General features: G+C 58.6%; 15 protein-coding genes. 12 read left to right on the top strand and 3 right to left on the bottom strand.

What is annotated here, in order from left to right; genetic code table 11:
• Positions 1–103: 103 nt before the first annotated feature.
• On the bottom strand, positions 104–388 hold the full coding sequence (locus tag BDD14_RS11450) for a hypothetical protein (protein ID WP_130418923.1): 285 nt from the start codon (positions 386–388) through the stop codon (positions 104–106).
• 246 nt (positions 389–634) lie between these two features.
• Positions 635–907, bottom strand: a complete 273-nt coding sequence (locus BDD14_RS11445) for a hypothetical protein (protein ID WP_130418922.1) — start codon at positions 905–907, stop codon at positions 635–637.
• A 145-nt stretch (positions 908–1,052) separates the two neighbouring features.
• Between BDD14_RS11445 and BDD14_RS11440 the strand changes: the two genes are divergently transcribed.
• The 6 genes from BDD14_RS11440 to BDD14_RS11415 are packed head-to-tail and all read left to right on the top strand — an operon-like array spanning position 1,053 to position 5,757.
• Positions 1,053–1,235, top strand: a complete 183-nt coding sequence (locus tag BDD14_RS11440; RefSeq protein WP_130418921.1) for a hypothetical protein — start codon at positions 1,053–1,055, stop codon at positions 1,233–1,235.
• Positions 1,232–1,960 carry an SIMPL domain-containing protein gene (locus tag BDD14_RS11435; RefSeq protein ID WP_130418920.1) on the top strand — a complete coding sequence of 243 codons (729 nt, stop codon included), beginning with the start codon at positions 1,232–1,234 and terminating at the stop codon, positions 1,958–1,960. The genes BDD14_RS11440 and BDD14_RS11435 overlap by 4 nt, the downstream gene beginning before the upstream one ends.
• Before the next feature lie 40 nt (positions 1,961–2,000).
• On the top strand, positions 2,001–2,801 hold the full coding sequence (locus BDD14_RS11430) for an acyltransferase (RefSeq protein WP_130418919.1): 801 nt from the start codon (positions 2,001–2,003) through the stop codon (positions 2,799–2,801).
• Between the two features lie 57 nt (positions 2,802–2,858).
• On the top strand, positions 2,859–3,560 hold the full coding sequence (locus tag BDD14_RS11425) for a site-2 protease family protein (RefSeq protein ID WP_130418918.1): 702 nt from the start codon (positions 2,859–2,861) through the stop codon (positions 3,558–3,560).
• A 35-nt stretch (positions 3,561–3,595) separates the two neighbouring features.
• Positions 3,596–4,765: a tryptophan--tRNA ligase gene (trpS, locus tag BDD14_RS11420; RefSeq protein ID WP_130418917.1), complete on the top strand. Its 1,170-nt coding sequence runs from the start codon at positions 3,596–3,598 to the stop codon at positions 4,763–4,765.
• A gap of 2 nt (positions 4,766–4,767) precedes the next feature.
• Positions 4,768–5,757: a segregation and condensation protein A gene (locus BDD14_RS11415; RefSeq protein WP_130418916.1), complete on the top strand. Its 990-nt coding sequence runs from the start codon at positions 4,768–4,770 to the stop codon at positions 5,755–5,757.
• A 161-nt stretch (positions 5,758–5,918) separates the two neighbouring features.
• Here the strand turns inward: BDD14_RS11415 and BDD14_RS11410 are convergent, their stop codons facing one another.
• Positions 5,919–6,929 (bottom strand): choice-of-anchor A family protein, encoded by a 1,011-nt coding sequence (locus BDD14_RS11410; RefSeq protein ID WP_165420032.1) that lies wholly within the window; start codon positions 6,927–6,929, stop codon positions 5,919–5,921.
• Positions 6,930–7,181: 252 nt separating this feature from the next.
• Here BDD14_RS11410 and BDD14_RS11405 point away from each other — a divergent pair, with 252 nt between their 5' ends.
• The 6 genes from BDD14_RS11405 to BDD14_RS11380 all read left to right on the top strand — a co-directional run bounded on the left by BDD14_RS11405 (position 7,182) and on the right by BDD14_RS11380 (position 14,615).
• Positions 7,182–8,786, top strand: a complete 1,605-nt coding sequence (locus BDD14_RS11405) for an inorganic phosphate transporter (RefSeq protein WP_130418914.1) — start codon at positions 7,182–7,184, stop codon at positions 8,784–8,786.
• Positions 8,787–8,924: 138 nt separating this feature from the next.
• Positions 8,925–9,968, top strand: a complete 1,044-nt coding sequence (gene scpB, locus BDD14_RS11400) for an SMC-Scp complex subunit ScpB (protein ID WP_207231719.1) — start codon at positions 8,925–8,927, stop codon at positions 9,966–9,968.
• A gap of 78 nt (positions 9,969–10,046) precedes the next feature.
• The gene (locus tag BDD14_RS11395) at positions 10,047–10,463 is read left to right on the top strand and encodes a cupin domain-containing protein (protein WP_130418913.1); all 417 of its coding nucleotides are present in this window, start codon (positions 10,047–10,049) and stop codon (positions 10,461–10,463) included.
• A 46-nt stretch (positions 10,464–10,509) separates the two neighbouring features.
• The gene (locus BDD14_RS11390) at positions 10,510–11,421 is read left to right on the top strand and encodes a pseudouridine synthase (protein WP_130418912.1); all 912 of its coding nucleotides are present in this window, start codon (positions 10,510–10,512) and stop codon (positions 11,419–11,421) included.
• A gap of 306 nt (positions 11,422–11,727) precedes the next feature.
• On the top strand, positions 11,728–12,204 hold the full coding sequence (msrA, locus tag BDD14_RS11385; RefSeq protein WP_207231718.1) for a peptide-methionine (S)-S-oxide reductase MsrA: 477 nt from the start codon (positions 11,728–11,730) through the stop codon (positions 12,202–12,204).
• Positions 12,205–13,067: 863 nt separating this feature from the next.
• The gene (locus BDD14_RS11380) at positions 13,068–14,615 is read left to right on the top strand and encodes a DEAD/DEAH box helicase (protein WP_130418911.1); all 1,548 of its coding nucleotides are present in this window, start codon (positions 13,068–13,070) and stop codon (positions 14,613–14,615) included.
• Positions 14,616–14,681: the final 66 nt, after the last annotated feature.

Here is a 14,681-nt window from a genome sequence, read left to right as displayed (position 1 = left end):
CAACCATCCGAACCTGTCCGCGAGCGAAACGTCCTTCGACGGTCCACCCGCTCTTTCGAACAATCTTCCGAGGCTGCCGAGCCTGCGCGTCCTAAGCTGTCGCTTAGTAGCTGATAAACTCGTTGGAGCCGCGGCGCAGACGAATCCCAGTCGTAAGGAAGATCACGGCCAGCGTTCCCGTGATTGCGTCCCAATAGACCATGGGGTGCGCCAAGCCTGGCGAAAGCGTGAAGTCCTGCCCGGCCCAGAGCGTCACCAGCGAGAAAACGATGAGGCACTGAAAGCCGACCACCAGGAAAAGCTGACCGCGACGGCGGCGTTTATCCAGGAGTTCGACCTCGTCGGGGGTCAGGTTCCGTTCTTCGATCGGCAGCAGCGTGTTAGCCATGAGTCCTTTATGTCTCCCTGCGTTTTGTTGCGGTTCGAGGAAAGGCTGCCGATGCGGCAGCAGCTCCTGCTCTATTAAAACATAGCAGCGCTCGAGCTTTCCCGTCCCGCTCCGGCACGCAGGCCGACATGGTGTTCATCCAGCAGGCGAAAGCATATCTGAACGGTCATTCATTCGTAAAGCAACGCCATAAAACTTAACAATTTACCGGAATAGTCTCGGATTTCCTCTTGGCCGGGTCTCCCGTTACAGGAAGGCCACGGACTGAATTCCCGCGACCTCGAACCGCTTGCGGCAGCGGACATTTTTGCAGCCCACCATGTCGTCGCGACGCACCATGTAGCTCTGCGCCTTGGCGTATCGCGCCCGATCGCGATCGTCGGCCCCCCGGGGGACTTGGTTCTTCTTGCGCCTCACAATCCATCCCAGTTCGTACTCCCCCTGTTGGCCGCAATGCGGACAGGTCATCGTGTGGGTCCGTTGTTCCGGACGCTCATCGAAAAAATCGCGTTCTTCCATTCTGCACCTCTCGGGTCTGCGGCTCGTCGTTCTCCGCCAGTCGCATCCTTTGTGCGGTCCGGCAGTTACCGGACCATAAGTACAAGAGTATTGCATAATCGCAGAGGGCCTCGCAGTCGTCTCAACCCGCCCATGGTGCACGGAGATGAAGAAAGCGAAGAAGCAGGTATTTTCCGCGGTGAAGGCTGTGAAGTCCAACGCACGGGACCGCGTCGGCACTCCACCTCCCGAGCGCGTTCTGCCCGATCCGAAGCAGAAGCGCACCGCGAATCCAAAACACAAAGAAACCCTTGCCGCTCTCATCAGCAAAACAGGAGAAGAAGCATGATCCGATTCCGCATCGCCGCCCTGAGTGCCGCAGTGGTCCTCACAGCGTTTAGTGAGGCGCAGACGATCCAGGTGAACAAGGAGAATCGCACCATAGCCATCACGGCAACCGATAAGGTGACTGCGATCGCCGATCAGGGGACGCTTCACATCGGCTTTATCGCATACGGTCCGGACAGCAACACGGCTTACGCGAACGGCTCGCGTCTCTCGAACGCAATCGTCAAGGCGCTGACGGATGCGGGGATCCCGAAGGATACGATTCAGAGTGAGAATCAGCAGATAGCGCCGGTGCAGAACTATCAGGTGGACAAGCTGACCGAAGCCCAGAAGGCGCAGAGGCAGTTTCAGGTTACGCAGAGCTGGACGGTGAAGACGGGAGCGAACGACGCCGCGAAGGCGCTCGATCTTGCCGTGAAGGCGGGAGCCAATCAGTCCGGCCAGATCGATTGGGGATTCAAGGATGAGAACGCTCCCGAGGTCGAAGCTGCCGCCAAGGCCCTGAAGCGCGCGCATACGCAGGCCGAGCAGATGGCGATCAGCCTGAACACGAAGCTCGGCGTTCTTCTCTACGCCAGCAATGAGGTTCAGCCCAGCGGCCCCCGGCCGATGTTCCGCAGCATGGCCGCTGCGCCGATGGCAATGGATAAGGTTCAACCGTTGGCCATCAATCCAAGGGAGATTGAAAAAACGGCGACCGTCTATGCTGTCTTCGCCATCGAATAGTGCAACGGCTCGGCCGAATATTTTAGAGAGAGAGAGATTCATGCCCCAGTACACCTATCGCGAATTGAAGCCGACCCCCGAAGCCGAGGCGACCTTCCGCCGCTGGCTTGCGCAACTTAACGAAGAGTTCAATCGGCATGAGTCGGTCGATCGCCGATCCGAAATTGTCCGCGATGAGCTTTACCAGATCTATCTGGGCAGACCCCATGGCGGCCGCACGCAGGCCACTTTGAACAGCGAGCTTGCGAGCTATACGCTGATGGAGAACTTCGATCCGCGCAACGTGACGCTGGAGCCCGAGTACTACGGCGACATCGATGCAGAAAAATACGCCATTCGAAAGCCCCTGATCTGGTTCTGGCAGATGTTCGACCGCTCTCCCCTGGGGCTGAACCACTGGCTCGGCTTCCGCTTTCGATGCATGCTGGGGCATCATATCTTCAAATCGATGGGGAAGGGAGTAAAGATCTTCCACAACGTCGAGTTCACCTACGGGTACAACCTCACAATAGAAGACAACTGCACCATCCATAAGAACGTGATGCTCGACGACCGCGGTGGAATTATCTTGCATGAAGGCACCAGTGTCTCCGACTACGCCAATGTTTACTCGCACACGCACGACATCAACGTGCAGGCAGATGTGACCAACAAGCCGACGGAGCTGGGTCCGCGGGCCCGCATCACGTACCACTCGACCGTGCTGGCTGGGGCCAATGTTGGCGAGAATGCCATGCTGGGGGCGATGGCTCTTGCCACCAAGCCGGTTCCGCCGGCAACGGTTTCCGTTGGGATTCCTGCAAAGGTGAAGCGCGAGAAGGATACATCCACGCAGCCGTAAAAGCTGCCGTTACATAGTCTTGTTTCGCTTCAAGCGGTAAGCTTATAAGCTAAAGGAATGAACCAGGACGTCGTTCTCATCCTCTTCCAAGTGGTAGCGCTTATTCTTGCCTTCAGCGTGCACGAGTGCGCCCATGCCTGGATGGCATGGCGGTTGGGAGATCCTACGGCCAAGATGCTTGGCCGCGTCACTCTGAATCCATTGAAGCACCTCGATCCTTTCGGTTCCGTGCTGATGCCATTAATCGCGCTGGTCTATCACTGGCCGCTGATCGGCTGGGCAAAGCCGACTCCCGTGACTGCACGCAACTTCAAGAACTACAAGCGCGACGATATTATGGTGACCCTTGCCGGGCCGGCGAGCAACCTTCTGCTAGCCACGGGCGCGCTGATTCTGCTGCTGATCATCAAGCACGTGGTTCCAGGCGGAGCGGTCGCGGTCTTTACCGCCATGGCGCTCGCAATGCACTATCCCGGAGTTTCAACGGAGAACCTCCCGGCGCTCTTTCCCATCGCGCTTCTGCTCTACTTCATCATCCTGATCAACCTGCTGTTGTTTGTCTTCAATCTGGTGCCGTTTCCTCCGCTCGATGGCAGCCGCATCCTGCGCCACTTTTTGCCGTACAACGCCCTCCAGGTCTATGACCGCATGGGCATGTTCGCGCTGTGGATCTTCATGCTGGTGGCCGGGGGATTCATCTTCCGGGTCTTTCTCTATCCGCTGCAATCCGCTTTTGACCGCATCCTCGCGGCTCTTTAGCCGCATGTTTCCCGTATCATCTCTATTTGAGCATCATGACCGATTCCACCCCTTCCACATCACGCCCGCGAATTCTAAGCGGCATGCGGCCCACGGGAAAGCTGCACCTGGGCAACTACATGGGTGCGCTCTATAACTGGGTGAAGCTGCAGCACGAGTACGAGTGCTACTTCTTTATCGCCGACTATCACGCATTGACGACCGACTATGCCAATACGGCTAATCTCAGGGAGAACATCCGTGAGGTGATGCTGGACTTCCTGGCTGCCGGTCTCGACCCTGCGGTCTCGACGTTGTTCATTCAGAGCGACGTGAAGGCGCACTTCGAGCTGAACTCCCTGTTCAGCATGATCACTCCTCTCAGCTGGCTTGAGCGCGTACCCACCTACAAGGACCAGCAGGAGCAGCTGAAGGAGAAGGATCTGGCCACCTACGGGTTTCTTGGATATCCCCTGCTGCAGAGCGCGGACATCCTCCTTTACAAGCCGCGTTATGTCCCGGTGGGCGCCGACCAGGTCGCCCACGTCGAGCTGACGCGCGAGGTCGCCCGGCGCTTCAACCAGTTCTTCCCCGGAGACTTTTATCTCTCGCCCGGTGCCGCTCCCTGGGAGATGGGTGCCATTCAAGAGAAGGCGCGGAAGCTGGCTGACGATAAGACGAAATCGACCTTTTCCGCGCATGAGCTTTACGAGGCCGCCCATCAGACCAGGAAGATCACCGGCTTCGGCCGCCACGAAGTTCTGCCTGAGCCCGATGTGTTCCTGACCCCATCGCCCAAGCTTCCAGGAACCGATGGTCGCAAGATGTCCAAGAGCTACCGGAATACCATCCTGCTCTCCGACCCGGAGACGGAGGTGCGCGCCAAGCTCAAGACGATGGTCACGGACCCGGCGCGCATACGTCGCGAAGATCGCGGGAATCCCGATGTCTGCCCGGTCTTCGACCTTCACAGGGTCTTCTCAACCGAACAGACGCAGCAGAATGCCCGCGTCGGCTGCACTACCGCGGGAATCGGTTGTATCGAGTGCAAAAATTGGCTTGCAGATGCGGTCGTCGAACACCTGGCTCCCATTCAGGAGCGCCGCCGCTACTACGAGTCCAACTTCGTTGAAGTAGAAGAGATTCTTGCCCAGGGAGCCGTGCGAGCCGCCACCCGCGCGAATCAAACGATGCAGGAAGTCCGCGATGCTGTAGGTCTTCGCTAACCATGACCGACGAAACTCTCCATCCCGAAGATCCGGCTGCACAGCCGGACGAGACCATCGAGACCGATACTGGGCAGTCCACCGCCGCGAGCGCAGATGCGCCGGAGCCGCATGAGCCTTTCGCCCTCAAGCACCCGGTTCCCGCGCCCGCGCCTGAGCCGAAGCGCGCCACGGCCAAAGAGAAGGAGAAGGATAAAAAGGACAAAGAGGAAGCCTCGCAGTCGCCCTTCTCCGTCACCGTCGGGCTCGTGTACGACGGTCCGCTCGACCTTCTTCTCGATCTCATCCGCAAGCAGAACATCGATATCTACGACATTCCCATCGCGCGTATCACCGAACAGTTTCTGGAATACACGCACAAGCTGCAGCAGACCGATGTGGATGCGGCCGGCGAGTTCATCTACATGGCTTCGCTGCTGATTCACATCAAGTCGAAGATGTTGCTGCCACGGGATCCCAGCGATGTCACCGGGACCGACTCGGAAGACCCGCGCCGCGAGCTGGTGGAGCGGCTGCTCGAGCACGAGCGGTTCAAGGCTGCTGCCCAGATGCTGATGCAGAAGCAGCAGGTGGAAGATGCCACGTGGACCAACCCGGGGATGCGCGATTTTCGCGAGTCTGCCGCTGCCGAACGCGAGATTGCAGCCGATACCGTAGACCTGGTCCGCGTCTTTCAGGACATCCTTGGCCGTATGCGCACGCGGCCGGTGCTCGATGTCGATGAAGAGTCCGTCACGGTTGCCCAGATGATCGACTACGTAAAGCGCCGGCTGGTGATGGAAGATAAGCCGGTCTCCCTGCGCCGGCTTCTGCACAACACGCACACCGAGCGTGCCCTGATCTGCATGTTTCTGGCGATGCTCGAGCTGGTGCGTCTGCAGGCAGTCCTGCTGCACCAGCCGATGACGGAGGGCGACATTCTCATCAAGAAGACCGACAACTTCGACCAGGTCTTTGCCGACCAGCAACAGGCTCGCGACGACTGGCGATAAGCCACAGGACGTTCCTGTCGATGCCGAATCGCCCGCGAACCACGCAGCTTCCTGCTTGTGGCTCGCGGGCAATCCGATTGTCCCGATTGCTCCTGATTGCTCCTGAAGATTCGTCTTTCCCTCTCAACGGATATCTCAACGAGAGGTCGTTGAAGTTCAGGTCAGCTCTTTTTGTTCCGACGCCGCCGAACTAATCCGGCGAGTGCGGTAATTCCGGTTCCCATCAGCGCAAGCGAAGCCGGTTCTGGCGTGGATGCGATGGTTGGGGGCAGCGTGCCGGTAAACTCCTGGTTGTGAACCTCTCCCGTCTGACCGATAGCGGCGGCGATAAAGGTTCCTGCCATCTGTCCGTTGCCACTCAGGATCGCGAACGGAGCAAGAGCCGACGCCGTGAACTGGCCATTGATCGTGACCGTGTCCGCATCGGAGAAGTTGAACAGAATGTCGCTGTTCGCGCTGCTGTCGCCGGAGTTCTGTTGGTCGTTGTAGTAGATCCCCGTCCCCAGCGTGACGTGTTCGCCCTCGACATTGATGATGATCGTCGAACCAGCCGGAGCGATGATGTCCAGCGGATGATTCGTATCGCCAAACTGCGCAGCGGTAATGTTGAAGATATTCAGCGTCGAACTCGTTCCCTTCAGGACGAAGAAGGATGGGTTGACCGAGGAGTGGTTGGTCCCGAGGACTTGGCCATTGGCCGTCAGCGCGGCCAGTGCCAGCGACTGGTTATCCAGCGTTGTGCGCAGGCTGTTGAAGTCGATGCCTGAAGAGCCCGTGCTGACACGGTGGCCGCCGCCGTTGAAATTGAAGTTGCCGTTTGTGCCGGGAGCGTAGACGTTCCCGTGGCTGTTGATGTTGAACTGCGATCCCGGATTCAGGCCGCCGGTCGAGACCAAATCGTAGGACGCCTGCGATCCCCAGGGGTCGCTGTAAAGGTTGCTTCCGATGGTCGTTCCATTCAGGACCATTCCCGCGGCTGCAACACGTCCCGTGATGTCCGCATTTGTGGAGATATTGCCGGCGATGACCGTATTTCCTTGAGAGTTAACCGTACCAAGGGCCACTAGATTGTAAGCACTAGCTACACCGAAAGGGGCTACACCGTCGGCTTTGCACACAACTGGGAGAGAACCAAGAATTACTGCAGCGAGGAAAAGGAGCTTAATCTTCATATGCCATGACATAAGGCACGCCATGGACCAAATCGCGAACCCCGGTTTTTGTCCGATTTCGCTCCCGCTGGGCCAAAACATGTCTCACGGTGTGAAAATAGTTGCACATCTGGGGATTTTTCACCTCTTCCTGGGGAAACAAATTTCCCTTTCAGCCAGTGGGATCTTTACCTACCATTCACACTCTGTTCGCAAAGCGGGCCTATCGTCATCCTCACGAATCGGGCCCTAATTCCTTCCAGGTGACAACTTATGGCAACGCCAGCCGCGCTCCCTTCAGGCTCCCTTCTCGATGAGAAGTTGAAAAAATCATCCCCCGGCCGGATCGGCAGCATTGTCTTCGGGCTTCTGCTTCTCGGTGGCATCGGCTACATCGTCAGCAAGTTGCACGAGGATCTCTCGTTCGTCCATACGGGCTCGATCTTTCCGTATTTTCTACTCGGGATTGCGCTGCTGATCGCCCTCGGCTTCGAGTTTGTTAACGGATTTCACGACACCGCGAATGCGGTCGCCACCGTCATCTATACCCATTCGCTCGAACCCCACGTCGCGGTGGTCTGGTCGGGTCTTTGGAACTTTGTCGGTGTGCTTACCAGTTCGGGCGCAGTAGCGTATTCGGTCATCACGCTGCTGCCGGTAGAGCTGATCCTCAAGGTCAGTCGGGGATCAGGTTTCGCCATGGTCTTCGCCCTGCTGGTGGCGGCAATTCTGTGGAACCTCGCGACCTGGTATCGCGGCCTTCCCGCGTCGAGCTCCCACACCATGATCGGCTCGATCATCGGCGTCGGCATCACCAACCAGCTGCTACACGGAGCCAGCGGCGTGAGCGGTGTCGATTGGGAGCAGGTAACGAAGGTCTTCAAGGCGCTACTGTTCTCGCCCCTGGTTGGTTTCATCGGTGCCGCTCTTCTATTCGGGCTCTTCAAGATACTGTTGCGCGATCCTCGCCTCTATGAGGCGCCTAAAACCACGGATCCACCGCCGTTTTATATCCGCGCCCTGCTGGTTCTTACCTGTACCGGCGTCAGCTTCGCCCACGGCTCCAACGATGGTCAGAAGGGCATGGGCCTGATCATGCTGATCCTCGTGGGGACAGTTCCCACAGCCTACGCGTTGAACCACGCCGTCACACGCTCGCAGGTCGAGACCTTTACTGCGGTCTCGCACCAGGTATCCGACTCCATCTCCCGCTACGTCGACCAGAAGGTGGTCATCGCCGAGCCTGGTCCGGAGCTTGAGCACTTCGTCTCCACCCGGACCTTCCAGCCGACGACGATGCTTGCCCTGCAAGAGACCGTTAACGACATACAGAACGAGGTCACACGGTACGGAGCCCTTAAACAGGTACCTCCCAATATGCAGTCCAACGTTCGCAACCAGATGTACCTGGTCAGCGAGACCATGCGCCTGCTGCCGAAGTATGGCCCTAAGATCTCCGACGACGACCAGAAGGTCTTTGGTAATTACAAGGTCTTTCTTGACCGCGCGACCAAGTTCATTCCCTCCTGGGTCAAGGTCGCGGTTGCCCTGGCCCTCGGACTCGGAACCATGGTGGGCTGGAAGCGCATCGTCGTCACCGTCGGTGAGAAGATCGGCAAAACTCACCTGACCTATGCGCAGGGCGCCTCGGCGGAGCTGGTCGCGATGATGACCATTCTCGCTGCCGATGGCTACGGGCTTCCTGTCAGTACGACGCACGTCCTCTCCTCGGGCATCGCCGGCACGATGGCCGCGAACAAGAGCGGGCTGCAGACCTCGACGCTGCGGGACATCGCCCTGGCCTGGGTCTTTACCCTGCCGGCCGCGGCGATCCTTTCCGGTGTTTTGTACTGGCTCTTCAATATGTTCGTGAAATAGCTCCAGATTTCGATCCAGGTGGACGATCCAAAAGGGGCGGGGAGAGACTATCCTCGCCCCTTTTGCTGTGCAAAAGAGGTCCCGAATGGCACCTTCCGGGGACACCGTACGAGGGTCATTCTTATACACTCAAAGGCAATGAGCCTGAAAGCAAAGATTGAAGCCGTCATTTACGCGTCGGAAGAACCGGTGACTCTGGCGCAGTTGATGGGCCTGCTGGGTCAGGAGGCCCAGGCAGAACTCGACCATCTCGCCCAGGCACAGCAAGCGCTTGCCCTCGAAGGCGATGGCGCGGGCGAAGCTGCCCCTCAGCAAGAGGTCGATACCGACGTGGACGGCTTGAACGGGGAGATTCTCTCCGACTCCGAACAAGCTGCACCGGATGCTTCCGAGTCTGTCGCCGCGGCCGCTGAAGTCCCGCCTGAGGCCCCTGAGGAGACCACTCAACAGAGGTCAACGCGCGAGAACAAGGAAGAGAAGGAGAAGAATCGTCGCCTCCGCGAGTACTTCCGCTCCATCCTCGCCCAGCTCGTTGCCGACTACGCGAACGGCGACCGCGGCCTTGAGATTCGTGAGGTCGCCAGCGGTTACCGCCTCGCCACCAAGCCGGAGTATCACGACGCCGTCCGGGGCTTCGTCAAATCGCTCAAACCGCCGCTGAAGCTCTCCCTGCAGGCGCTCGAGACGCTGGCCGTCGTTGCCTATAAGCAGCCCATCACCGCGCCTGAGGTCTCCGAGATCCGCGGCGTGGACTCCGGCGGCGTACTCGGCTCGCTGATGACGCGCAAGCTCGTGACCACCGCTGGACGGAAGCAGGTCATCGGCCGTCCCATCCTCTACAAGACCACCAAGGACTTTCTTCTTCGCTTCGGCTTGAGGGACATCAATGAGCTTCCCTCCATCGAGGAGTTCGAAAAGATGGCCGGCGAGCTCGCGGAGCAGGAAGAGATTCCCATGGAGCCTGGAACTGCCGCCGAGCACCATGTGCCGGAGACCGCTGACGAGCTGCAACCCGAGCGCCATACCCACCTTCCCCAGGCCGACGGCAGCCCCGATCCCGTGGACGATCCGCTGGATGACCAGCTCCCCGATGACGAAGAAGAAGAAGAAGGGGAAGCAGAGAGATCCGACGAGCCGAAGTCCGAACAATCCTCCGAGCTTGTAGAAGAACCAAATCAATAAGAATCAGTCAGACGGAGTCCCTCTGCTACGCTGGTGTAGCCGTTGTGGGGAAACGATCACGCGAGGTCGGAGCCTGGGATGAAACCCATCAGAACCTTCAATATTCTCGGCGAGACCCTTGAAATTCTCGTCGATGGAAGTATGACCGGCGGAACCTCGACGACGATGATCCAGACCACCCCTTCCGGCGGCGGTCCGCCACCGCATTGCCATACACGCGAGGACGAGACCTTCACCGTTCTTGACGGGGACTTCGAGATCCTCAGCGAGGGGGAGTGGCGCAAGGCCACCGTCGGCGAGATCTTCTTCGCTCCCCGCGGCTCCGTTCATACTTTCCGCAATGCAGGCACGACGACCGGCAGAATCGCCATCTTCATCTCACCGGCTGGAATCGAGCGATTCTTTGCGGATCTGGCTGGCCTCACCCCGGCGGCAGACATGCCGCGCATCCTCGAGCTCTTCTCCGAGTACGGCCTTTCGCTGCACCATCCATAAGCGCTCTCGATGCGCGCATCGTCGCCGTTCGGGGGATAATGGAGAGATGACCGAACCGACCGAACCCAGGGGCGAGCGCCTCCAGAAGATTCTCGCGGCAGCAGGCATTGCCAGTCGCCGCAAATCCGAGGAACTCATTCTCGAAGGCCGCGTCCAGGTCAACGGGCAGGTCGTCACCGAGTTGGGCACACGTGCCGATCTCGATCGCGACCACATTCGCGTTGACGGCAAATTGTTGCACGGTCGTGAGCAGCAGCGCTATTACATGCTCAACAAACCCCGGGGATACGTCACGACTCTCTCTGACCCAGAGAAGCGCCCCACCGTGATGGAGTTGATGGCAAAGAAGCAGGGTCCCCATGGGGACCGCGTCCGGCTATATCCTGTCGGCCGCCTCGATTACCTCTCCGAGGGCCTCCTGCTGATGACCAACGATGGCGATCTTGCCAACAAGCTCTCCAAGGCGGCAGCGGGAGTGGAAAAGACCTACCTGGTAAAGGTTTCGGGCGTACCGTCGGCAGAGAGCATCGACCAGCTTCGTCGCGGCATCATGATCGACCGAGGCCGCCTCAATGAGGTTCGGAGCGGCCGGCGCGATCGCGTTGTTACCGCCCCCGCAAAGGTCGAGCAAGTCCGGGGAGGCGACAATCCCTGGTTTGAACTCTCCCTCACCGAAGGGCGGAACCGACAGATCCGTAAGATGTTCGAGGAGATCGGCCATCACGTCGAGAAGATCCGCCGCATCGGCTACGGTGCTCTCCGGCTCGATGTCGCTCCGGGCGAGTTTCGCGAGCTCACGGCAGGCGAGGTCACAGCGTTGGGCCGGGCGGCTCGAGGGCTGAAGGTAACTCCGAAACAGAAGACGCCGGAGTTCGCACAGCTCAAAAAGCCAGTTCCTCCTAAAGCCAGCAAGCGTCGAGCTCCCGCCTCTCGAACGCGAGTCCGGCCGCGCGATTGACCCCCTCTCGCTGAGTGGCAGTACGGCTCCCACCTCCGAGGAAGATCGTTTATGTATCCTGCCGAAACTCTTCCGGGAAGGATCAGGTTTGGGATCGTGCCAGGCTCTCTTTCGGTCATCGCGAAAGATAATCAGCAGGACCATTGACAGCTCTAGATTAAGAGTCCCAAAATTACTCCCGCTACTCATCATCGGGGGATGACAAACCCATGGGGAAGAGCATCAAATAGGTATCGTTCGACCGCAGACCCAGGCCTGTCGGCTATTTCGTATGAAGCAAGTGCAATTCGCAGCAAAGGAGTAAAAGTGGCAATCGAGAAGGCTACATTTGGAGCAGGATGCTTCTGGGGTGTAGAAGCAAAATTCAATGAAATTATTGGAGTCATCGATACAGCAGTAGGCTACGAAGGCGGAGACCTCGAGCACCCAACCTATAAAGATATTTGTACGGACCGCACTGGCCATGCGGAGGTCGTTCAGGTTACTTTCGACAACTCGCGAATCAGCTACGCGGCACTTCTGGATGCATTCTTTGTCCTGCACGATCCCACACAGGTCAACCGGCAGGGACCGGACTGGGGAACCCAGTACCGCAGCGTCCTCTTTACCCATAACGATCAGCAGGCCTCCGAAGCGCGCGCCAAGATCGCGGAGCTAAACGCTTCCGGAACCTATCGAAATCCCATTGCGACTCAGGTATTGCTTTCAACAAGATTCTGGAAGGCGGAGGAGTATCACCAGCGTTACCTCGAAAAGCGTGGCATGGTGAGCTGCCATATCTGATCATTGAATCAGCTACTCGGGTGCGCCACAGCTTGCTGGCGCGCCCTCCTTATCAGGGCAAAATTACACAATCGGGCCGCTTCAGATGGGATCGGTCGATCTCCATCGAAACAGATCCACCATCCCTGCGATATTCTTCAACAATCCGGAGCGATAAAAAGCCAAATCTCACAGTGGTCTCTATCCGCTTCCATGCACTCTCGCTCTGTCCGCTTTGTAAATACGCTTCCAAACAGCCCTCGCTCCTCAGGGGTCATCAGATCTCCGTGCAACCGCAGTAACGCCTCCGCCTGTCGCTCGCGTTTCAAGCGTTCTCTACGTCGATTCCCACTCTCAAAGATTCGCGACTTCAACCGGTCCAAATTTCGCATGCGACGCTGGTTCTTCAACAAGGGGCTCATCGACAGTGTTTTCGATCGAATCTTCGTCAGGGTGTCCCGTTTGTTGAATGTGCCTGTGGATCAGACTTTGGGAAAAGCGCAAGCTCAAATCGAAATCGTGGCACAGAGATTGAACAAATAAAGACATGTTGGTCGCCGCAGACCTACGCTTCTAACGGTTGCGTGATATTCTGTAAGTGCGCTTTGGGTAAGAATCGTTGCGCAATAGCATCGCAGGCAAAGACTCCACCGTGGAATCAGGAGATCTGGCCAGAGACTGCGATTTGCTTCCCCCACCGTTGGTCTTCCCCTTAGATGCGGAAGCTGCGTTGGTTGCTCTGGCTGGAGGCTGTGTCAACGGACACGAGCCTCGCCTGCAGCAGCAGCCTTTCGGACGCACGAGAGACATGCTGAGTCATAGTTTCGATAACGCCCACGGCGTTTCTGCATATCTCCGCCGCTTTATTCAACCAAAGGATTATTTTGACCAACGCAACGCTTGAACTGCAGCCGACCGGCGAGGTGGAAGCCCCGGTCGCACTTGCAACCTCATCCCCCCGCTTTACTGACTTCAACATCTCGGACTCGCTTAAGAGCCGCCTTACCGCCGCTGGCTTTGTCACGCCCACGCCCGTTCAGGCGGGGGCCGTTCCGCCTGCGCTCGAAGGCCGAGACATTCTCGCCACCGCCTCCACCGGAACTGGCAAGACCCTCAGCTTTCTCGTTCCCATCCTGCAGCGGCTGGACGCGACCTCGGTTCCCAGCACTCGGGGCAAGCGTAACCCAGTCCGTGCTCTTATTCTTTTGCCCACGCGCGAGCTTGCCATGCAGGTTCTCGATAACTACGCAAAGCTGATGCCTGGCGCCAAACAGGATGCGGTACTCGTCTGCGGCGGCTTGTCCGAGAACACGCAGTTCGATCACCTCGATCGCGGTCCACGTCTGGTCGTCGCAACTCCAGGCCGGCTCGAAGACTTTCTCCGTCGTCGCGAGATCGATCTCTCGAAGGTCGACATGTTCGTCCTCGACGAGGTCGACCGCATGCTCGACATGGGCTTCCTTCCTGCCATCCGGCGCATCGTCACGGCTGTCCCCCGAGGACGTCAGACCATGTGCTACTCGGCCACGCTCGATGCCAATATCCAGGAGATCGTTCGCGATTACGTCAAGGACCCCGTCCGAATCGAGATTGGAACCACTTCGAAGCCTTCCGACCGGGTCGAGTTGCGCGCCTACACCGTCATGCAGGACCAGAAGCTCGGCCTGCTGAACCAGATGCTCGATGAAGAGCAGGGGAGCTTCCTGGTCTTCTCGCGCACCAAACATGGAGCCGACCGTATCTCGCGCAAGCTGGAGAAGTTGGGTCACGATTCGAACGCCATTCACGGCGATCGGTCTCAGTCCCAGCGCACCTCTGCCCTCAAGGGCTTTGCCTCCGGAAAGCATCGCGTCCTTGTTGCGACCGACGTGGCGGCTCGGGGGATCGATATCTCCGACATCGCGCACGTTGTTAACTACGACATTCCTAACGCCAGCGACGATTTCGTCCACCGCATCGGGCGCACCGGCCGTGCCGGAGCTAAGGGAGTAGCGACGACCTTCGTTATGCCCCAGGAGCGTCATGAAGCTCGCAAGCTCGAACGGGAGCTGAATATGAAGTTCAACTGGCGTGTGGCCGATAAGAACCTTGAGAAGGAGGAGCGCAACAAGCCCCTCGATCTCAATGTGCTCCCTGCAAAGGGTTCTGGTGGCGCTTCCACCTCGGGTTTCGATGCGTTGCTTGCCCTGGAGACTCGAAGCTGGCGTAACAATTCGAGTTCGGCAGGACAGTCGAGTGAACCCGCAAACAACGGCCGTCCTGGTATTCGCGGCCGTCGCAAAGGCAAAGGTCATGGGACTGGTGCAGGACGTCCGCAGGGTCAGGCCGGCCACGGAGGCAGCGGAAACAACGCGCACCCGAGTCGTAACGCCTCGCACCCGCGCGGAGGCAACTCGGGCTCCCGCCCCAGCCGCGGTAATCGCGGACGCTGATTCTCACCCATCCGGTACTGCACGGCGGCCAACCAGCCCCGTGCAGTACGGACTCCCGGACAAATC

Source organism: Edaphobacter modestus, from assembly GCF_004217555.1.
Lineage (GTDB): Bacteria > Acidobacteriota > Terriglobia > Terriglobales > Acidobacteriaceae > Edaphobacter > Edaphobacter modestus.
Note: the sequence above shows the minus strand (reverse complement) of the source record. Positions and strands in the feature narration are given on the sequence as shown.